The sequence below is a fragment of the Methylosoma difficile genome (genome assembly GCF_054657615.1).
In genome coordinates, this window is the sequence record NZ_BAAHYJ010000006.1 from 23,365 (window position 1) to 43,922 (window position 20,558).

At 46.7% G+C, this 20,558-nt stretch carries 19 protein-coding genes; 8 read left to right on the forward strand and 11 right to left on the reverse strand.

Features of this window, described 5'->3' with window-relative positions; all coding sequences use genetic code 11:
• Nucleotides 1–5 precede the first annotated feature (5 nt).
• Genes ACYQ1O_RS15005 through lipA form a run of 3 tightly spaced genes read left to right on the forward strand, consistent with a single transcriptional unit; the run spans nt 6 to nt 1,838 of the window.
• Nucleotides 6–269, forward strand: coding sequence for a YbeD family protein (locus tag ACYQ1O_RS15005; protein ID WP_459992892.1), 264 nt, complete (start codon nt 6–8; stop codon nt 267–269).
• A 7-nt stretch (nt 270–276) separates the two neighbouring features.
• Nucleotides 277–882, forward strand: coding sequence for a lipoyl(octanoyl) transferase LipB (gene lipB, locus ACYQ1O_RS15010; protein ID WP_459992894.1), 606 nt, complete (start codon nt 277–279; stop codon nt 880–882).
• On the forward strand, nt 879–1,838 hold the full coding sequence (lipA, locus tag ACYQ1O_RS15015; RefSeq protein ID WP_459992895.1) for a lipoyl synthase: 960 nt from the start codon (nt 879–881) through the stop codon (nt 1,836–1,838). The genes lipB and lipA overlap by 4 nt, the downstream gene beginning before the upstream one ends.
• 78 nt (nt 1,839–1,916) lie before the next feature.
• Here lipA and speD read toward each other — a convergent pair whose 3' ends face one another.
• Together speD and ACYQ1O_RS15025 are read right to left on the reverse strand one after the other, a co-directional pair.
• The gene (gene speD, locus ACYQ1O_RS15020; RefSeq protein ID WP_459992897.1) at nt 1,917–2,726 is read right to left on the reverse strand and encodes an adenosylmethionine decarboxylase; all 810 of its coding nucleotides are present in this window, start codon (nt 2,724–2,726) and stop codon (nt 1,917–1,919) included.
• A gap of 5 nt (nt 2,727–2,731) precedes the next feature.
• Complete coding sequence (locus ACYQ1O_RS15025) at nt 2,732–3,148, reverse strand: OsmC family protein (RefSeq protein WP_459992898.1); 417 nt, start codon at nt 3,146–3,148, stop codon at nt 2,732–2,734.
• Nucleotides 3,149–3,283: 135 nt separating this feature from the next.
• Between ACYQ1O_RS15025 and crp the strand changes: the two genes are divergently transcribed.
• Entirely contained in the window at nt 3,284–3,940 is a 657-nt protein-coding gene (gene crp, locus ACYQ1O_RS15030) for a cAMP-activated global transcriptional regulator CRP (protein ID WP_459992899.1), read from the forward strand.
• A gap of 92 nt (nt 3,941–4,032) precedes the next feature.
• On the opposite strand, the gene ACYQ1O_RS15035 is transcribed toward crp, so the two are convergent.
• Both ACYQ1O_RS15035 and ACYQ1O_RS15040 read right to left on the reverse strand, forming a co-directional pair.
• Nucleotides 4,033–5,436: an esterase-like activity of phytase family protein gene (locus tag ACYQ1O_RS15035; RefSeq protein WP_459992901.1), complete on the reverse strand. Its 1,404-nt coding sequence runs from the start codon at nt 5,434–5,436 to the stop codon at nt 4,033–4,035.
• A 109-nt stretch (nt 5,437–5,545) separates the two neighbouring features.
• Nucleotides 5,546–7,276 carry a lytic transglycosylase gene (locus ACYQ1O_RS15040; protein WP_459992902.1) on the reverse strand — a complete coding sequence of 577 codons (1,731 nt, stop codon included), beginning with the start codon at nt 7,274–7,276 and terminating at the stop codon, nt 5,546–5,548.
• Nucleotides 7,277–7,668: 392 nt separating this feature from the next.
• Between ACYQ1O_RS15040 and aceE the strand changes: the two genes are divergently transcribed.
• Genes aceE through ACYQ1O_RS15060 form a run of 4 tightly spaced genes read left to right on the forward strand, consistent with a single transcriptional unit; the run spans nt 7,669 to nt 15,761 of the window.
• The gene (gene aceE / locus ACYQ1O_RS15045) at nt 7,669–10,347 is read left to right on the forward strand and encodes a pyruvate dehydrogenase (acetyl-transferring), homodimeric type (RefSeq protein WP_459992904.1); all 2,679 of its coding nucleotides are present in this window, start codon (nt 7,669–7,671) and stop codon (nt 10,345–10,347) included.
• A gap of 14 nt (nt 10,348–10,361) precedes the next feature.
• Nucleotides 10,362–11,660, forward strand: coding sequence for a dihydrolipoyllysine-residue acetyltransferase (gene aceF / locus ACYQ1O_RS15050; protein ID WP_459992905.1), 1,299 nt, complete (start codon nt 10,362–10,364; stop codon nt 11,658–11,660).
• A 15-nt stretch (nt 11,661–11,675) separates the two neighbouring features.
• The gene (gene lpdA / locus ACYQ1O_RS15055) at nt 11,676–13,091 is read left to right on the forward strand and encodes a dihydrolipoyl dehydrogenase (RefSeq protein ID WP_459992907.1); all 1,416 of its coding nucleotides are present in this window, start codon (nt 11,676–11,678) and stop codon (nt 13,089–13,091) included.
• Nucleotides 13,092–13,148: 57 nt separating this feature from the next.
• Entirely contained in the window at nt 13,149–15,761 is a 2,613-nt protein-coding gene (locus ACYQ1O_RS15060; protein ID WP_459992908.1) for a glycosyltransferase, read from the forward strand.
• Nucleotides 15,762–15,895: 134 nt separating this feature from the next.
• On the opposite strand, the gene ACYQ1O_RS15065 is transcribed toward ACYQ1O_RS15060, so the two are convergent.
• The 7 genes from ACYQ1O_RS15065 to ACYQ1O_RS15095 all read right to left on the reverse strand — a co-directional run bounded on the left by ACYQ1O_RS15065 (nt 15,896) and on the right by ACYQ1O_RS15095 (nt 20,537).
• Nucleotides 15,896–16,627, reverse strand: coding sequence for a M48 family metallopeptidase (locus tag ACYQ1O_RS15065; protein ID WP_459992910.1), 732 nt, complete (start codon nt 16,625–16,627; stop codon nt 15,896–15,898).
• Nucleotides 16,628–16,859: 232 nt separating this feature from the next.
• Complete coding sequence (locus ACYQ1O_RS15070; protein ID WP_459992912.1) at nt 16,860–17,387, reverse strand: ATP-binding protein; 528 nt, start codon at nt 17,385–17,387, stop codon at nt 16,860–16,862.
• Nucleotides 17,380–17,796 carry an ASCH domain-containing protein gene (locus ACYQ1O_RS15075; RefSeq protein ID WP_459992914.1) on the reverse strand — a complete coding sequence of 139 codons (417 nt, stop codon included), beginning with the start codon at nt 17,794–17,796 and terminating at the stop codon, nt 17,380–17,382. The genes ACYQ1O_RS15070 and ACYQ1O_RS15075 overlap by 8 nt, the downstream gene beginning before the upstream one ends.
• Nucleotides 17,774–19,264, reverse strand: a complete 1,491-nt coding sequence (locus tag ACYQ1O_RS15080) for a PIN domain-containing protein (RefSeq protein WP_459992916.1) — start codon at nt 19,262–19,264, stop codon at nt 17,774–17,776. The genes ACYQ1O_RS15075 and ACYQ1O_RS15080 overlap by 23 nt, the downstream gene beginning before the upstream one ends.
• A gap of 318 nt (nt 19,265–19,582) precedes the next feature.
• Entirely contained in the window at nt 19,583–19,906 is a 324-nt protein-coding gene (locus tag ACYQ1O_RS15085) for a HepT-like ribonuclease domain-containing protein (RefSeq protein WP_459992917.1), read from the reverse strand.
• Complete coding sequence (locus ACYQ1O_RS15090) at nt 19,903–20,187, reverse strand: nucleotidyltransferase family protein (RefSeq protein WP_459992920.1); 285 nt, start codon at nt 20,185–20,187, stop codon at nt 19,903–19,905. The genes ACYQ1O_RS15085 and ACYQ1O_RS15090 overlap by 4 nt, the downstream gene beginning before the upstream one ends.
• A 47-nt stretch (nt 20,188–20,234) precedes the next feature.
• Nucleotides 20,235–20,537: a hypothetical protein gene (locus ACYQ1O_RS15095; RefSeq protein ID WP_459992921.1), complete on the reverse strand. Its 303-nt coding sequence runs from the start codon at nt 20,535–20,537 to the stop codon at nt 20,235–20,237.
• Nucleotides 20,538–20,558: the final 21 nt, after the last annotated feature.

A 20,558-nucleotide genomic window follows, 5' to 3' on the forward strand; every position in this document is an offset into this window, starting at 1 on the left:
TCGCCATGACTGACGAAACTTTTTTTGAATTCCCCTGCCAATTTCCCATCAAGGCGATGGGCAAAACCGATATTGAATTCGATTTGCTAGTTCTGGAAATCGTCCGCCGCCATACCTCGGCGATCAATGAAAATGAAGTGAAAACCCGCCCCAGCAAAGACGGTAATTTCTTATCGGTAACCGTGATGATTGAAGCCAGCAGCAAAAAACAACTGGACGCGATTTATCAGGATTTGCATGACCACCCGCTGGTGTTAATGACGTTATAAGCAAGGCATGGCCATCATCAAAAACTTAGGCCAGCAAGACTACCTAGACTCTTGGCAAGCCATGCAAGCCTTCACGCTGGGTCGCCATGCCGAAACACCCGATGAGATTTGGCAGGTCGAACATCCGCCGGTCTACACCTTGGGCTTAAACGGCAAAAGCGAACATTTGCTCAATCCAACAAAAATCCCTGTGGTAAAAACCGACCGTGGCGGGCAGATCACCTACCACGGCCCCGGACAGGTGGTGGTTTACACATTGCTGGACATCAAGCGTTTGCAGATCAACATCCGGCAACTGGTCAGCCTGTTGGAAGAAGCCATGATCGCCAGCTTGGCGCATTACCAAATAACAGCCGTTGCCCGTGCTGACGCACCGGGGGTTTATGTCGGTGGCAAAAAAATCGGCTCGATTGGTTTACGCATCAAAAACCACTGCAGTTACCACGGCTTAAGCCTGAACAACCACATGGACTTAAGCCCGTTTAACCACATTAACCCGTGCGGCTATGCGGGCCTTCAAGTGACCCAATTGTCAGACTTGGGCATCACCATCAGCAACAACGAACTCGCCAGCCACGTCATCCACGCCATCAGCCAAACATTGCACCCATGAGCTATCAAGCCCCTTCACGCGCCACCCCCGAATCCCACCAACGCAGTGCCGAAAAATTGGCGCGCATTCCCATTAAGGTGGAACAGCCCGACACCGTATTGCGCAAGCCCGATTGGATCCGCGTCAAACTCGGTGCTAATGAAGAAGTCAACCGCATCAAACAATTGCTGCGTGAACACAGCCTGCACACGGTTTGCGAAGAAGCGGCCTGCCCTAACTTGGGCGAATGCTTCAGCCACGGTACGGCTACGTTTATGATTATGGGCGATTTATGCACACGCCGCTGCCCGTTCTGCGATGTTGCGCATGGCAAACCGCTGCCGTTGGATGCCAAAGAACCGCAGCACCTCGCCCAAGCCATCAAAACCTTGGCTTTGAAGTATGTGGTCATCACCTCGGTAGACCGTGACGATTTGCGCGACGGCGGCGCGGCACATTTTGCCGAGTGCATCAAACAAACCCGCGCGTTGTCACCCAGTACTAAAATTGAAATTTTAGTACCCGATTTTCGCGGTCGTCTCGACAAAGCCGTCGCCATCCTCGCCGAACAGCCTTGCGATGTCTTCAACCACAACTTAGAAACCGTGCCACGGCTTTACAAACAAGCCCGCCCAGGCTCCGATTACCAAGGCTCGTTGGATTTGCTGTACCGTTTCCACCAAGCCCAACCGGAGGTGCCGACCAAATCCGGCCTGATGCTGGGGATTGGCGAAACCGCCGAAGAAATCCATCAAGTGATGAAAGACTTGATCGACCACGGCTGCTCTATGTTGACGCTGGGCCAATACCTGCAACCCAGCAAAGCCCATTTAGCCGTGCAACGCTATGTGACGCCCACCGAGTTTGATGAATTTGCCGTGGTCGCCAAACAGCTGGGCTTTAAACAAGTCGCCAGCGCACCGATGGTGAGGTCTTCTTACCATGCTGATTTGCAAGCCCAAGCTATCATCGCCTAATTGACCAATAGCCAAACGACAGGCAAAAAAAAGCGCTTGTTTGCATTAAGCAAACAAGCGCTTTTCCATAATTAGCGCTTAGGCGTCTTCAACTTTCAATTTTTTACGGCGGTAATTGTGTCCGTAGAAAATTTCAGTGACTTCTTTGCGGAGTTTTTTCTCAATTTCGGCTTTTTGTGGTGCCGTCAAATTGCTTTCTTTTTCGAACAGGTAATTTTCCAGTTCGGTTTCTTTCAGCATCATCTTGGTGTGGAAAATGTTTTCTTGGTAAACATTCACATCAATCATTTGATAGCTTTCTTTGGTGTCTTTGGCAATATAGTCTTGAATCGACGTAATGTTGTGGTCGATGTAATGTTTTTTGCCGGAAATGTCGCGGGTAAAGCCACGCACTTTGTAATCCATGGTGACCACATCAGACTCGAAACTGTGGATCAGGTAGTTCAACGCCTTCAACGGTGAAATGCGCCCGCAAGTTGATACGTCAATGTCGGCACGGAAGGTGCTGATGCCGTTATCTGGGTGGCTTTCAGGATAGGTATGCACGGTGATATGGCTTTTGTCCAAATGCGCCAAGACGGTGTCAGGCAACGGGCCTGGCGATTGGCTGTTCATGCTGGAAGGTGGCGCAACATCGCCTTCGGAGATCAGCATGGTGACGCTGGCACCTTGCGGGTCATAATCCTGATGGGCAATGTTTAAAATCTGTGCGCCGATAATTTCCGCCACATCTTTTAAGATTTGCGTCAGGCGGTCAGCATTGTAGGCTTCGTCAATATATTCGATATAGGCTTGTTGTTGCTCGGCTGGTGCGTAGCAAATATCGTAAATGTTAAAACTCAGCGATTTGGTTAAATTATTAAAACCGTGTAATTGCAACTTGTTCAAAATCGTCAAACCTCGATAACTTCAAAATCATGGGTAATTTCAACTGATTTACCCAGCATAATAGTCGCAGAACAATATTTTTCTGCAGACAACTTGACCGCCCGCTCTACCGCTGCTGCTTTTAAGTCGCGGCCGCTAACTTTAAAATGCAGATGTATCTTGCTAAACACGCTAGGTATGGCATCAACCCGTTCTGCGGTCAGCTCGGTTGTGCAGCTGACAATATCGCTCCGCCCTTTCTGTAAGATTTGTACGACATCAAACGACGAACAGCCACCCACACCTAACAAAATCATTTCCATTGGGCGTACACCCATGTTGCGTCCGCCATGATCGGGCGGGCCATCCATGACAACGGCATGACCACTGCCGGATTCACCGACAAACATAACGCCGTCTATCCATTTGACCGTTGCTTGCATGTCTTCCCCCTAGTCAAAAAAGACGCATAGAGTAGCATATAAATTATCTTTGACAGAGTTTTGGTGTTGATTTTTTTAAACTTATCCTGCATCCTAGGCAGTTATCCAAGTGTTTTAACATGAAATTCAAATTCTATGCCTAACTCAGATAGAAAAGCCGCAAACAGCCAAGCCATTGAACAACTGCTTTATTATTGCCATAAGAAAGCTTACCCTGCCAAAGCGACCATTATTAGGCCAGGCGATAAAGGCAACAGTTTGTTTTTTATTATTGACGGCTCCGTCAGTATTCTTGCTGAAGATGACGGCTCTTCTAGGGAATTGGTTCTCGCTTATTTAAACAAACACGAATTCATCGGTGAGATTGGCATTTTTAAAGGCCCCGAAGTCCGTAAAGTAACGATTAAGGCGCGCACTGAATGCCATGTCGCCGAAATCAGCTACGAACGCTTTGAGCAGCTATTAAAAAAAGAACTTCATAATCATGCCGCCGATATCCTTTTTATGATTGCCGAACAACTGTCAAACCGCTTGCTGTCGTCGAACCGCAAATTTATTGACTTGGCATTCATGGATGTTGAAGGCCGTATCCTGCAAACCCTAATAGATTTATGCAAGCAACCCGATGCCATCACTCACCCTGACGGCATGCAGATCAGTATTTCCCGTCAAGAGATTGGTCGTATTGTTGGCTGCTCAAGGGAAATGGCAGGCCGTGTATTAAAAGAGTTGGAAATCAAAAAATTAATTACCGCACACGGCAAAACGGTTGTCGTATTCGGAACAAGATAACTTTTAGCTTTCCTAAAAAAAAGCCGCTTCCATAGCGGCTTTTTTATGCGTGTAAAAAGGTTCGGACGCCAAACGCCCGAACCTTGCCACAACTAGCCGCGTTCGCGAGTATCCCTAGCCAATGGCGCAATAGGTTGCGCTTGGTAGGTTGGCAAATCGGCAACATCAACCGCAAACACAAAGAATTTGTTGTTGTTGGCAATGCCAGTTGGGTGGTTGCTATCGGTAATCGTCGCCAAAAAGTCATTATCGTTAGCCAAATACAAAGTGCGCTTTGGTTGACCGTTAATCACCATATCCGGACCAAAAGTGACAGACTCAATTTTTGCAGGAATGTCTTTGTCGCTCATGCCATACGCTTTAAGCTCGGCAACCACATCAAGGAACTGCGTTTTAGGCACTTCAGAACCCGCAGCAATAGCTGTAAGACCTGTCACTTCGGTAGCGCCCGCCAAGCTGATTTTATAAAGTTTTTTCACTTTAGCGGTGGAGTTGTCGGCCAATCCTTTGCCATCGCGCTCCAACACAAAGAACTCGTCGTTGCTGATAGCCACAATTTCGCTGGCGCCACTGCCGTCGGTCAACAAATAAACATACTCTTTTACAGCGCCAGTGGCGATGTCGATTTTAACGATACGGTTGTATTTGCTGGAACCTGTCGCCGCTTGGTCTTGGATCAAGGCAGTTTGCATCAAGCCAACCAAAGTTTTGCCATCGGGCGTAATCGCCAAACCTTCCATACCTTTATTGGCGGTACGGCCGCTGGTGTTACCTGAAATTTCTGTGTCACCCACACCATTCAGGTTGCTGGCAGCGTAATAGCTTGGCAAATTGAAGGTACGGATACGTTTGCCGGTAATACGGGAAAATTGGTAAACATAAGGGCCGTATTCATCGGAAATAAACACGCTTTTACCACCATTGGCCACGCGGACACCTTCTGGATCCAAACGCCCATTTAATGAATTTGTTGATGTGCTACCAGCATCAAAGTTATCGGAACGGCCACTGAAATAATAATCGCCGACTGTGTTGATCGAAGGCACGCCACTAGGCAACGAACCCGCTGCACCGCCATAGATCAGTGGTAGGCTTGAAGACAACAAAGTTGTGTCTGTCAAGAAAGGCGTCATGATATATGGCAACGAACCCGCAACAGCCGGATAGCTAGGGTTAGGTGCTAATGATAGGCTTAAGGTTTGGAGACGGCTGATAAAAGAAGTGGTGTTATCAACGCCTGCGTTATAGACGTTCGCATTAGGGCCGCGATCTTGCAAGCCAATAAAAGTATTGCCACCCGCATAGGCCAGACCCGATCCTAAACCACCCAACAAATTGCCAGCCACACCGCTTTCAAGGGCAGGTGCTGTTCTAGTTGAATAATCTTGATAATTGGCATTAATTTCGCCAATGGCAATAAGGTTGGTTGCCGCATGGGCAGTGGTTGCCGCAAAAAATGGCAGCAACAGGAAAGGGATGAGTTTTTTATTGTTCACAGTAATCTCCAGTGGTTATGAGGTAAAACCTCCGGATTATGCAATTACATTATGAACATAGAGTTTCAATTCGATTAACATTCCATTAAATGAAATACACTTTTAGCCGCTAACCATTGATGAACCCGCCGTTGGGTATCAACAAGCGCTGCCCCCACGCCAAAGATTGTTTGGCCTTAAATCGATTGGTCGCGCAAAGCGCCTCTAATTTAACGCCGTAATATTTGGCTATCGATTTGAGTGTTTCCCCCTTATCGACATAATGCACAGCGATGTAACCGTCTTTATGACTAATCGTATTGGCTTGAGGAACACGCTTGTTGGCTTGTAGAGACTGCGCTGAAGCTTTGCCATCTGTTTGGGCTAAGGACAAAAACGGTGCCGAGGGTAGTGGAATATTTTGCAAATACCACGGACGGGGCGCAGCGGACTTATCCACCACGGTCATATTTTTATTTTTGGGTAACGTCAAAGTATACGCAATATGCGCCAAATGCCTGTGCAATTGGTTGGCATTGGCAATAGGCATGACAAACTCGTAAGGTCCCGTTTCCGGCAATTGCGCTTGAAGATAGGCCGGGTTAAACAACTCAAAACGTTTTGGATCGAGACCCGCCAGCTCAGCCACATGTTGCAAGTTTTTGTTTGCCAGGTAACGAATATCAACTTGTTCATCAATGGCTGTTTTAACCAAATAAGGCTCGTCCGTGACCGGATTGGGTTTTAAGCCATATGCATTTGGGTTGGCAAATATTTTAACCAAGGCCAAAAATCGTGGCACATACTGCAAGCTTTCTTCAGGCAGCGACAAAGACCAAAAATCTGTTGCCAAGCCTTTGCTTTCATTGGCAGACAAAGCATTGTCCACCGTTCCAGGGCCACAGTTATAGGCAGCCAAAGCCAATAGCCAATCACCTTTATAACGCTGATGCAAAAAGTGCAAATAACGTGCTGCGGCGTGAGTGGAAGAAATCACATCATAACGCTCATCGTAAGCTTCGTTTTGCTGCAAATCATATTCAAGGCCTGTATCGGGAATAAACTGCCACAATCCTGCCGCACTTTTAGGTGATTGTGCGTTACTTTGATAAGCACTCTCAACAATTGGCAACAAAGCCAATTCGGCAGGCAAATGATTCTTCACCAATGTATCAACCACATGAAAAAGATAAGGGTTGGCACGCTCCGCCACTTGCCGTAAAAAGCCTGTACGTTCGTTATACCAAGCCACATGCTGGGCAATTCTCGCCTCAATTGCGATCTGCTTATCGGATGGTTTTGGCGAAGATATGGCGTTATTAATTGAAGGTTCAGCTTGTTTTTGCAAAACTGCCGGCAATTGGGATGCAACAGGCTTTATCAAATCCCTTACATTCGCTTCGCGTTTGTCATGCACGTTAATCTGGGTCCTGATACGTGGCTGTGCAAAATCACCATTCAAATGCACTTCGCTTTTTATGTTGACGGCCTGGTGAGGAACGTTGACCACAGTATGAATTGGCAAGCGGCTTTTTCCCGCAACCTGCGCCATTGGTTCGGCCTGTTTGGATAGACTTGAATTAAACCCTAAACGTTTGTAAGCATACTGATGGATTGGCTTAATTTCCGGTTCCGGCGAAACCACAGTTTCTGCCGGTTGTTTAGGCAAGGCACTGAGGCTATTGGGCATGAACACCTCGGTTCCAGAACGGAGGCGCTCCCAGACATTACCTACAGGCTTAGGTTTTAAAGCAGATGCTTGTTTCGCCCGCAAAGCACCGGCGTGAAGCGCTGGTACCTGCATCACCAACAAAACACAAACTATGAGCTGACCGACTTTTAAAGGTAAAAATTGACGCATCTGCAAACCCGAAATGGAACATCCTTTGGACTAATCCGCCATAGTTAACATATGAACCTTTATTTAAGCTTAAATCTAAAAAACCTTATCAAAATATCCACTGAAAAACACCTTGCCGCCCTGTAAAAACCTGTCAGCTTGATACTGAAAGCAGCAAGTTAAAAACAATAACCTGCTTTTAAATGTTTTTAGCCGTAACTAAAACTGATGCATTGCCCGCCTCCATTTGTATATACTATGCGCCATCTCCAATGTATTTTAACCTTCCCGTCCAATGCCGTTTCAAAGGTCTTCTTGTACGCCACACCAAAGCCAGCCAACCTGATTGCCCTTTGCTTCAAAAAAACCAAGATTTTTGAAACCGCTTACCACCCGCTCCAACAGGATCACTCATGACTAATAGTTTAATATCAGAAATTACCGGACAAAATGATATTGATCCGGCAGAAACCAAGGAATGGATTGAAGCGTTACAAGCCGTTTTAGAGCAAGAAGGCAGTGAACGTGCCCATTTTCTGATTGAACAACTGGTCGCCGTCACCCGCCAAGCGGGATTTGACGTTCCTTTTAGTGCCAACACCGCTTACGTCAACACCATTGCCGTCGAAAAGCAGGCACAATTTCCAGGCGATGCCACCATCGAACAAAAAATCCGTTCCTATGTACGCTGGAACGCCATGATGATGGTATTGCGCGCCAACAAACACACCAATGTCGGCGGACATATCGCCAGCTTCGCTTCTGCCGCCACTTTATACGATGTCGGCTACAACCATTTCTGGCGTGCCGCTTCTGAACAAAACGACGGCGACCTGATCTTCACCCAAGGCCACTTGACCCCCGGTGACTATGCAAGGGCGTTTCTATTGGGCCGCCTGACGCTTGAACAAATGGACAACTTCCGCCAAGAAGTCAACGGCAATGGCTTATCGTCATATCCGCACCCTTGGTTGATGCAAGATTTCTGGCAATTCCCCACCGTATCCATGGGTCTTGGCCCCATCATGGCGATTTACCAAGCCCGCTTCATGCGCTACCTGCAAGACCGTGGCTTTGCCGACACCTCCAACCGAAAAGTGTGGAGTTTCTTAGGCGACGGTGAAACCGACGAACCCGAATCACTGGGCGCTATCGGTTTGGCAGGCCGCGAAAAACTGGACAACCTGATTTTCGTCGTCAACTGCAACCTGCAACGCTTGGACGGCCCCGTACGTGGCAATGGCAAAATCATCCAAGAATTGGAAGGTGAATTCCGAGGCGCGGGCTGGAATGTTATCAAGCTGATTTGGGGACAAGGCTGGGATCGCCTGTTTGCACGTGATAAAAACGGCGCATTGGCAGCCCGCATGATGGCTTGTGTCGATGGTGACTTCCAAACCTTTAAAGCCAAAGACGGCGCTTACGTCCGTGAACACTTCTTTAACACGCCAGAATTGAAGGCCATGGTTGCCGATTGGTCTGACCGTGACATTTGGGAACTGAACCGTGGCGGTCATGACCCTGCCAAAGTTTACGCAGCCTTCCACGCAGCGGTTAACCACAAAGGCCAACCCACCGTCATCCTGGCCAAAACCATCAAAGGTTATGGCATGGGCGAATCGGGTCAGGCACAAAACATCACCCACCAACAGAAAAAGATGAGCGACATCTCCCTCATCCGCTTCCGTGACCGTTACGACTTGCCGGTCACAGACGAACAACTGCACGACCTGCCTTACCTGACTTTCCCTGAAGGCTCAAAAGAGCTGGACTACATGAAAGGCCGCCGCGCCGCATTGGGCGGACATTTACCATCACGCCGCGCCAAGTCTTACGCGCTGGATGTCCCTACCTTAAGCGACTTCAAACCTTTGTTGGAAGCCAGCGGTGAAGGCCGTGAAATCTCCACAACCATGGCGTTTGTGCGTTTAATCAACATCCTGACCAAAGACAAAAACATCGGCAAACGCATTGTGCCGATTGTGCCTGACGAATCACGCACCTTCGGTATGGAAGGCATGTTCCGCCAACTGGGCATATGGTCGCAAGTCGGTCAGCTGTACACGCCGCAAGACGCCGACCAACTGATGTTCTACAAAGAAGACAAGCACGGTCAGGTGTTGCAAGAAGGCATCAACGAAGCGGGCGGTTTGTGTGATTGGATTGCCGCTGGCACATCGTATTCCACGCACAACGTGCCTATGATCCCGTTCTTCATTTACTACTCCATGTTCGGTTTCCAACGCGTTGGCGACTTGATTTGGGCTGCCGCCGACCAACGTACCCGTGGCTTCCTGATGGGTGGTACAGCCGGAAGGACGACACTGAATGGTGAAGGCTTGCAACACGAAGACGGTCACAGCCACTTGATGGCAGCCACCGTGCCGAACTGCGTCTCTTACGACCCCACCTACGCTTACGAATTGGCGGTCATTATCCAAGACGGCCTACGCCGCATGTATGTAGATCAAGAAGACATCTTCTACTACATCACGGTCATGAACGAAAACTACACCCATCCAGCGATGCCTAAAGGCGCAGAATTGGATATTCTCAAAGGCATGTACAGCTATCGCCAAGGTGCTGACAGCAAAGCGCCACGCGTACAATTGCTGGGTTCTGGCACGATTTTCCGCGAAGTGGAATTTGCCGCCGAATTGTTGAAAAACGATTGGGGCGTAGAAGCCGATTTATGGAGCTGCACCAGCTTCACCGAATTGGCGCGCGACGGTCAACATTGCGAACGTTGGAACCGCTTGCACCCAACCGAAACTGCCAAAGTACCGCATGTCAGCCACTGCATGGCAAACGCCGTGGGACCCATCATTGCCGCCACGGATTACACCCGTGCCTTTGCAGAACAAATCCGCCCCTATATCAGCGCCCCTTATATCGTTTTGGGTACTGATGGTTTTGGGCGCTCTGACACCCGCGAAAATTTGCGGAAATTCTTTGAAGTGGATCGTTATCATGTCACCGTCGCGGCCTTGAAAAGCCTTGCTGATTTGGGGCAATTTGAACCCAGCAAAGTGGAAGTCGCCATCGCCAAATATGGCATAAACCCAGATGCCAAAGCCCCTTGGTTAATCTAACGGAAGGACGGACAATGAGTGCATTAATCGAAATAAAAGTGCCTGATGTTGGCAATGTTGCCGAAATTGATGTGGTGGAAGTATTAATCCATGCCGGTGATACGGTCGCCTTAGAGCAAACCATTGCCACCTTGGAAACAGACAAAGCCAGCATGGAATTGCCGTCCAGCGCGGCGGGTACAATCGCCCAAGTGTTTATCAAAGCCGGTGATAAAGTCTCCGAAGGCACTTTGATTGCCACGGTCACACCTAGCAGCATCGAGCCTGCCGCGCCAAAACCCGCTGTAGCACCCGCGCCCATCGCTGCAACGCCTGCGCCAGTCGCCGAAAAAACGCCTGAACCCACGCCAGAGCCTGCAAAAACAAGAGCCGAACCACTACCCTCGGCAGCTATCGCTGCAACCACCAGCAGAGCCCATGCCTCACCGTCGGTACGTTTATTTGCCCGTGAACTGGGTGTGGATGTCAACACCATGAGCAAAGGCTCAGGCCGCAAAAACCGCATCCTGAAAGAAGATGTCAAAAACTTCGTTAAAAAAGCCATGACCGAAGGCCTTGCGGCAAGTGGCGGTGGTGCTGGCATACCTCCCATACCAGCGGTCGATTTCTCGCAATTTGGCGATACTGAAACTTTAAAGCTCAGCAAAATCAAAAAGCTGACCGGGCAAAACTTAAGCCGCGTCTGGCTCAACTTGCCCTTGGTGACTTATCACGAAGAAGCTGATATTACCGAGCTGGAAGCTTTCCGTAGTGCCTTAAACACAGAAAAAGGCAAAGACGAAATTAAAATCACCGCCTTGCTGTTCATCATCAAAGCGATGATTGCCGCAATGAAACAATTCCCCAGCTTCAATTCGTCGCTATCCAGCGACGGTGAAAGCTTGATCCTGAAAAAATACTTCCACATCGGCATTGCCGTCGACACGCCCAATGGCTTGGTAGTGCCCGTTTTGCGCGATGCCGACAAAAAATCCATCAGCGAACTGTCGCTGGAACTGGCAGAGAAAAGCGCGAAAGCACGCCAAGGCAAACTGATGCCTGCCGATATGCAAGGCGGTTGTATGACCATATCGAGTCTTGGCGGCATTGGCGGCACAGCGTTTACACCGATTGTCAATGCACCAGAAGTCGCTATCCTCGGTATTACCCGCGCAAAAATGCAGCCCGTTTGGAACGGTAAAGAGTTTGTGCCGCGCCTGATGTTGCCATTGGATTTAACTTACGACCACCGCGTCATCGACGGCGCCGAAGGTGCGCGCTTTATGGCGGCACTCAAACAATATTTGGCAGACATCCGTCGTTTGTTACTTTAGTTTAAGGATTTTGAAATGAATGAAGCAGCTTTACACGCAGAAGTTTTAGTTTTAGGCGGTGGCCCAGGTGGCTACAGTGCGGCATTCCGTGCTGCCGATTTAGGTAAGCAAGTCGTGCTGGTCGAGCGTGACCCCGTACTCGGGGGCGTTTGCCTTAACGTCGGCTGCATCCCATCCAAAGCCTTACTGCACACTGCGTTGGTCATCCACGAAGCTAGCGAAATGGCAGAACACGGCGTCAGCTTTAGCAAACCGGAATTGGATTTGGACAAAATCCGCAGCTGGAAAGAAAGCGTCACTAAAACCTTAAACGATGGTTTGTCAGGCTTGGCCAAACAGCGCAAAGTGACCGTTGTCCATGGCGTTGGGCAATTCGCCTCCGCCAACAGCCTGAAAGTTGCAAGCGAATCCGGCACCACCCAGATCACTTTCGACCAAGCGATCATTGCCGCTGGCTCGCACCCTACGCAAATTCCTGTTTTCCCCAATGATGACCCTCGTTTGTGGGATTCCACCGACGCACTCAACTTATCGCATATCCCCAAAAAATTGCTGATCGTCGGTGGCGGTATCATCGGCCTGGAAATGGCAACGGTTTACCATGCCTTTGGTTCGGAAATCAGCGTGGTCGAATTGATGGATCAGCTTATTCCAGGTTGCGATAAAGATTTGGTTACACCATTAACACGCCGCATCAAAAAACAATACCAAAATATTTGGCTGGAAACCCGTGTAACGGCGATTGAAGCCTTGCCTGAAGGCATGAAAGTCTCTTTTGAAGGCAAAGACGCACCGGCATCTGAAGTATTCGATGCCGTCTTAGTTGCCGTAGGTCGTAGGCCTAATGGCAAAAAAGTGGCTGCCGAAATGGCAGGCGTTACCGTTGACGAACAAGGTTTTATTCCTGTCGACAAACAACTGCGCACCAATGTCCCACACATTTTCGCCATCGGCGACATCGTCGGCAACCCGATGCTGGCTCACAAAGCAGTGCATGAAGGCAAAGTGGCGGCAGAAGTTATCGCCGGTCACAAAGCGAGCTTCGATGCCCTGACCATTCCATCAGTGGCCTATACCGATCCTGAAATTTCATGGATGGGTTTAACCGAAAACCAAGCCAAGCAACAAGGCATCAGCTACGACAAAGGCGTCTTCCCTTGGGCTGCCAGCGGTCGTTCATTGAGCATGGGTCGCAAAGAAGGCATTACCAAAATCCTATCCGACAAAGAAACCGGACGCATTTTGGGCGCAGGCATGGTCGGCCCGAACGCGGGCGAATTGATTGCCGAAGCCGTGTTGGCTTTGGAAATGGGTGCCGATGTGGAAGACATCAGTCTGACCATCCACCCTCACCCTACCCTATCGGAAACCTTTGCCTTCGCCGCCGAAATGATTACCGGCACGATTACCGATTTATACGTAAAAAAATAACCAAGGTAAAAGGATTCACCTGACACTTTTGCCAACTTCGCTTTTAGTGAAACTTAAATGATTAAAAAGATAGCCACTCTGTTCGCCCTCACCGTGCTGGTTTTCATTAACTTCAGCATTTGGAGTTATGTCAACAACCCACTGCAATTGCAGCCTTGGACGAAAACTACCATGGGTGTCACCTACGACCCTATGCGTAAAGAAGACACCCAAACCGGCAACACCTACCCCAGCGAAGCCGACATCGACAGCGATTTGGCCTTGCTGGAAAACAAAGTCCATGCCGTGCGTACTTACAGTATGCTCAAAGGGCAGCATAAAATTCCAGAACTGGCAGCCAAGCACAATCTCAACGTCACGTTAGGCGCGTGGATTGACGGCAATCTGGAAAAAAACCGCCAAGAAATTGAAACCTTAATCAGCACCACCGCCACCGATAACCCCAAAATTATCCGTGTTATGGTTGGTAACGAAGTCTTGCTGCGTGACGACATTCCAATTGACGCGCTGATCGAATATATCCGCGAAGTCAAAAAACGCACCAACTCATGGCGTCCAGTCAGTACTTCCGAAACTTGGGATGTCTGGCTGAAATACCCGCAATTGGTCAACGAAGTCGACTTTATCGGCATGCACATCCTGCCATTCTGGGAAGGCATTCCGGCCGATGAAGCCGTTGACTACGCCTTCGAACGTTACCACGAAGTGCAAAAAGCCTACCCCAACAAACCGATTGTCATCACCGAGGTGGGCTGGCCTTCCGACGGACAACCGTTCAAACACGCCACCGCATCACGGGCGAACCAAGCGAAGTTCTTGCGCGAATTTTTAAACCGCGCAGATAAAGAAAAAATGACTTACTACATCGTAGAAGCCTTTGACCAACCTTGGAAAAAATCCATCGAAGGTTCAGCAGGTGCCTACTGGGGTGTTTTCGACGCTGACCGCCAACCCAAATACCCGATGGACGGCGATGTCATCACCTTGCCAAACTGGGAAAACTGGGCGATGGGCGCAGCCATATTCAGTATTGTCCTGATGGCGTTGTTCCTGTTTACCCGCAGCAGCCTTAAATTGCCTGGCGTTCTGTTTTTTGGTGTGATTGCCAACTTGGCGGCGTCGACTATCTTCTGGTCGGCATCGGTGGGCGCGCAACAGTACCAAACCAATATCACCGTGGTGTTCTGGGGCTTGATGATTTTGATGCAAATCTTGGCTGCGGTCATTTTGCTAATCGAAAGCTTGGAAATTGCCGAAGTCATCTGGCATCGCAAAACCGCACGGACGTTCCAGCCGCTTTCGCCATCACCTGAATTCAAATACCCCAAAGTCTCTTTGCATTTGCCTATCCATAACGAACCACCGTTAATGGTCCGCAAAACTTTGGAAGCTTTAGCAAAAGTAGATTACCCAAACCTCGAAGTGTTGGTCATGGACAACAACACCAAAGACCCTGCGGTTTGGGAACCGGTACGTGACGACTGCGAACGCTTAGGCTCCATGTTCCGCTTCTTCCATTTGGAAAACTGGCCTGGTTTTAAAGCTGGTGCAATTAACCATGCCTTGGAACAAACCGCACCCGATGCTGAAATTATCGCCATCATCGACAGCGACTACATTCTTGACCCCAACTGGCTGAACGCCATGGTGCCGTATTTTGATAACGAAAACGTCGGCTTTGTGCAATCTCCACAAGACTACCGTGACCGTCACCAAAGCACCTTCAAATCGTTCTGCTACTGGGAATATGCCGGTTTCTTCAACATCGGCATGGTGCAACGTAACGAATACAACGCCATCATCCAACATGGCACGATGACCATGATCCGCAAATCGGCTTTATTGGAAGTCGGCAATTGGGCGGAATGGTGTATCTGTGAAGACAGCGAATTGGGCTTACGCCTCTATGAAGCCGGTTACGATTCTGTATACGTTAAAGACTCGTTCGGACGTGGCTTGATGCCGGACACCTTCTCTGGCTACATGACACAACGTTTCCGTTGGGTTTACGGCGCCATGCAAATCATTAAAGGCCATTGGCGCAGCTTCCTGCCAGGCAAAAAATCACCGTTAACAACCGCACAACGCTACTACTTCTTGGCGGGTTGGTTGCCTTGGTTCTCCGATGCCTTGGCATTGGTGTTCACCTTTACCAGCTTGATCTTAACCGCGATCATCCTCTACGACCCTATCCATAGCGAATTGCCGATCAACGCCTTCTTGCTGCCGACCATTGGCCTGTTCAGCTTTAAAGTTTTGCGTGGCTTATGGCTCTACCAAGCACGGGTTCCGTGTTCAGTAGGACAATCACTGGGCGCGGCTTTAACGGGCTTGTCTCTGACCCACACCGTCGCCAGAGGCACTTGGCAAGGTTTGTTCACCTCCGGCAAACCGTTCATGCGTACGCCTAAATACGAAAAACAGGGGCCGTTGTTTGCAGGCTTAATGGTTATCCGCCACGAACTGTTATTGCTGATTTTACTGGGATCAGCAATTGGTGCCATGGCTTCCATTGAACATTTCGACAACCTGAGCGGACGCTTGTGGATTTCGGTGCTGTTAGTGCAATCCGTGCCTTATATGGCTACTTTTGCAACTTTGCTCATCAGCATTGCCCCGCATTTTGGCAAAAAAGGCAATATATCGTCGGAAGACTTAGACGAAGCCTAAAAACACTAAGGCTTTGTGGATAATTCCGGCAAGGATTGCCGGAATCCGGCATAAAAAGGATACACACAAACCATAGCCGGTAAATCTCTTTGGCGTGTAAACCTCTGTTTACACGCCAACTCCGCAAGAAAAAGCTACCACACCGCCATCAACTGGCTGCCATGCTGATTCAGCCAATTACGCTGAACTTGATAATCAGGCAAATGCTCCGCCACCAAATCCCAAAACTTTTGCGAATGATTTTTCTCGCGGATGTGGCAAAGCTCATGCACCACCACATACTCCAACACCTCAAGCGGTGCCAACACCAACAAGGCATTAATCTGAATATCGTTGCGGATACCGCAACTACCCCACCGGCTTTTTTGCGTTCTGATATTAATCGAACGCGGATGCAGCTGCCGAAAACCAGCATGGCGCAACACCAATTGCTTAACATGCAATAAAGCCTGTTTTTTCATCCACACAAGCAATGCCGCCTTGATAGCATCTTCTTGCTGCTCGCCATCTATAAACGTCGGCAAATGAGCGATAAAGCCATCATCAAATCCTATCTTCACCCGCTTCAAACGGCTAGGTTTAACCACTAGCGGGAATTGCCCGCCCAAATAGGGAATCATCGCGCCATGCCCCCAAGAAAGCGGCTTAAAACGGTCTTCTTGAGCCGCTTTTTTCTGCGCCACTTTTGCCAAAGCCTGAACAATCCACGCCTGCTTGGCAACCACAAACTGATGGATCTTTTGCTCCGCAAGCTTAGGCGGCGCAACCGCCTCCACCTTATTGTCAGACACCAAAATCCGCAGCCGCGAAGAACGCGCACTTCGCCTTATGGTGTATAAAAAAGGCAGCTTAATACCTGCTGTCATACCCAAAACCCCATCACTAATCACTAATCACAACATTACTTCATATTAAAACTGTTCTTGGACTGATAACTCTGTAGGTTGAGCAACACTTTTCTGCCCACCAATATAAATACACAATGCTAAAAAGATGGGCGGAAAAGCATTGCCACTCCACACAAATCAGTATAGTTTCTTTTTATAGCTAGCATTACGGCGTGCCATTTGAGTATAAATGACTAATATATATAATTAACTACATATGCATTTCAATCCAATCTAGATTTTCTAACGTTTGTTCATGAGAAATTGTTTGAAGTTTTACTCCCAGTTGAAAAGATGTAAATTCGGCTAACTCTAATTCTCTAGTTTGTAATTCGTTAATAGTTTCGATACTTAAAGATTTTCCGTCCCTTTCAAGTAATCGCTGATGAATTGTTTCCGGAAAATCGTGTAAAGCCAAGATTGACTTAATCTGCATAGATTTAAATGTTTTAATCGGAATATCAATAACTTCCTTATCACCAAGTAAACAAAAATGTCCATCTAGCAGTATTGTTTCTGATTGCGGCTTTAAGTTATTTAGGGCGATTATCAAATAATCTTGATTTTCTTCCGCATCGATAACTTGCTTATTTACATCAACTGCTGAGTTTTTTAGCTCTTTAATAAGAGAAGAAGCTGAATAAAATGGCAAGCCAAATATTTGATTGATACGTGAGCAAAAGGTGCTTTTTCCGACACCATGCACACCTGATACAAAAATAATTTTAAAATCAGACATTTTCAGTTTTTCTCCTTTTTAGCCGATTAAAATCTTTTTTCTGAATATAACAAAATGACTGAGGTACTTTGAAATCAGGGTTTATTTCTTTTACATCAAACGGTCTTATGAATCGACAGACATATTCAAACTCAATGGCACAGGCGAAGTCATTGTTTCCAAAATATTCTCGAAAATCAATTTCTTCTATACCTGCAAATGATGAAACCATTTCCCAAATATCATTGATTTGTTGTTTGTACATAGCCTTTACTTTTGCGTAGGCAACTACTTTTGCGATTGGTGTTGTAGAGTAAATTAAAATGTACTCTACATCAGGATTCGGTAGGCGTTTTCTCAATTCGTAAATTTTTTTACCCGTTAGTATTTTTTTCGAATAGATGGGTTTAATTGGATAAAATGCGATCATTTAGTTTTGCTTCGTTAATAATAGTTTTTATTTTGCAATTCGATATTTTTGTTATTGATTGAATAGCACCCTTAATAATATTTAGCCGCTGCAGCGTGCTAAATGAAATTTGATTTTCAAAATGACCAACCAATCTGAAGAGAATAATTTTCACAGCTTTACCTTTCATGCATTGAATTTCCTTATTTGAATATACCGTTCGTTTTGAAACCCATTGCAATATCTTTTCAGGATCACTTTCAATATAAAATTGATCAACGATCCCATAAGAAGTGAGTGCCATATGGTCTTGGGTGCGATAGAAAAATAGAATATCACCAGCTTTTATCGAATTTGTCTGTGTGTTGCATAAATATGCTTTCTTTATGGTATTTCCGGCTGAGTTTGGTCCATCATCAAATAGATCCGACTGAAATTTGTTCTTTAATTCTGGAAATAGTATTTCATGGAACTGAGGTCGAATTGGAACTAAGTAAGCGGCATTAGTAGTTACTTTAAGTAATGGAAAATATTTAATTGCGTAGGTTAAAGGGCGGTCATCATTAGTAGGGAAAATTTTAGGAAAATCTTTTACAAAGACACTATCCCTTCCATTTAAATCTACTCCATAGATATAAAATCCAAAATCTAAAAGCAACTCTTCTAGTAATCCATGTTTATCTGGTTCTACTGTAAGGTACACATGGTCTATCTTATTGGAAGTTGCATAGCTAAACGCTTGTTTTAATAAAAGTTCACCAATTTTGAAACCACGTTTTAACACCTTGAATGTACAAAGCTTCAGTATATTGCCTTGCAAGCCTTTTTTTTCGACGGTAATAATTGGATCAGTTTCTTGCTTATAAATACATATTGCGTCTATTCTTTCTCCATCAGCACAAATCCAAGCATATCTACCCGCTTTTGCGCATTTATCGGTAAACCAGTTGTCGAAGCCATCATAAGAAAAACGCAATGAATCAAAGAATGGATTTTTTAAATTCAGTGTATGACAGGCTACATTTTTAATGCTTGGATAAAGAGAAAGCTTTTGTCGTTCTAGTGTTAATAATGTGTTGATTGCTTGCTCAACCGTTAAAACCCTGTCTTCTTCCCCAATTCTTTTTGCTTTTTTGTGTAATCCCCCGTCATTTGTGATAAGCCAGTGTACACAATTTTTATGTACTGCTAGCAAAATCAGATTATCTACGCGATCATTATCTTTGCTGGGAATTCCAATTAACTCCTCCTCTTCTCCTTCACTGAATATTGGAGGGGATTCAAGACTAGGGTATTTATCTAATCGAGCAAGAATTTTTCTTCGTCTTTCTTCATTTTTATCTCTAGCAATGTCATCTGCTGTTGCAGGATGCACTAAAAGCTGATGTTTAGCCGATACAATGCGGTTTAATTCTGCAAGAGCTGTATCAATGTCAATTGAAGAATCTTCCAATGGTATGAAAACATTAGTATCTAAGAGAATTCGCATTTTTATTTTCTATGTAAGCCAAAACTTGGATGTCTACGCTGGTGTTTAACCACGGTTACCCGAAGTACGTCACTTTCCAAAACCCGAAAATAGATAACATAAGGAAAGCGTTTCATTAACGCCCTGCGTATATCACTTTCAACAATTCGCCATTGTGTGGGCATGGCTGCAATCTTGAAAATCTGACGTTCAAACTAATTCAGAAACTAAGCTCGCGTAAGGCGCAATAACCAACGGGCATTGCGCCGCATGTTGGATACTTAGGCATCCAAGCGCATTACGCCATAGCTCGTTCTACGTGGTCTTTGATTTTTAGGTTTAAAGTAGTTTTTCAAGATTCCCCCTTAATTGCGGCAGTCGATTTTCAATAACAACCCAAATCTGTAGCAAGTCCAAACCTAAATAATTGTGAACCAAGATGTTTCTAAATCCCGAAATAGCTTTCCAATTAATTTCAGGATGTTCAGCTTTTAGTTTATCGGACAATTTTTGCGTAGATTCTGAGAGGGTTTGTAAATTTCTAATCACCGCATCTTGCACCATAGTCGAGTTCATGAATACAAATTGATCGTTCTGCGTGTATTCGTCGATTCGGTCAATGCAGTCAATGATATACTCAATATAAACACGGTCATCTTTCATAATGGCTGAGCTTCTTTCAATATTTGGGAAGAAATACTCGGATGCAACGCATTTTGGGTGACTACATCTACTTTCCGTTGCAGTAAGGCTTGTAAATCCATCAGCAATTCGCCTAAATCAAACAAGTCGCGGCCTTGTTCAAGTTCTACCAAAAAGTCCACGTCGCTATTGTCGTTAATATCTCCGCGCACCATTGAGCCAAATAAGCTAATGGATTTAACGCCATGCTGTTTGGCTAAGTCTAAAATTGCGGTTTTGTTGTGGCTGATGAGTGGGTTCATGTTGATACCTCGATTATTTCTTTAGCGATGGAAACGGTTGGCTTTATTTATTGATGGCGTTGCCAAGCTTGTTGCCTTAGCTGTTTGGCAAAGTTAAGGCTATCGTCTATATCTGCAAACACTAAGTCGGCACTATTTTCTGGTGGCCGGAATTTCTCGGTTGGGGCTTGTGAATGCTGGAATGGGTCGAGTTTTTGGATGCTTAAGGTTTCTGCTTGTTCGGTTTCAGTGACATAACGGGATAGGATGCCAAGGACAAATTCCGGTAAGTTTTGCTGCTGTTGTGTTGCCAAGCGCAATAGGGATTGTTCTAGCTGTGGGTCATTCAGAGTGAGATGAATATCTTGCATGTTGGTTATCTCCAAAAATCC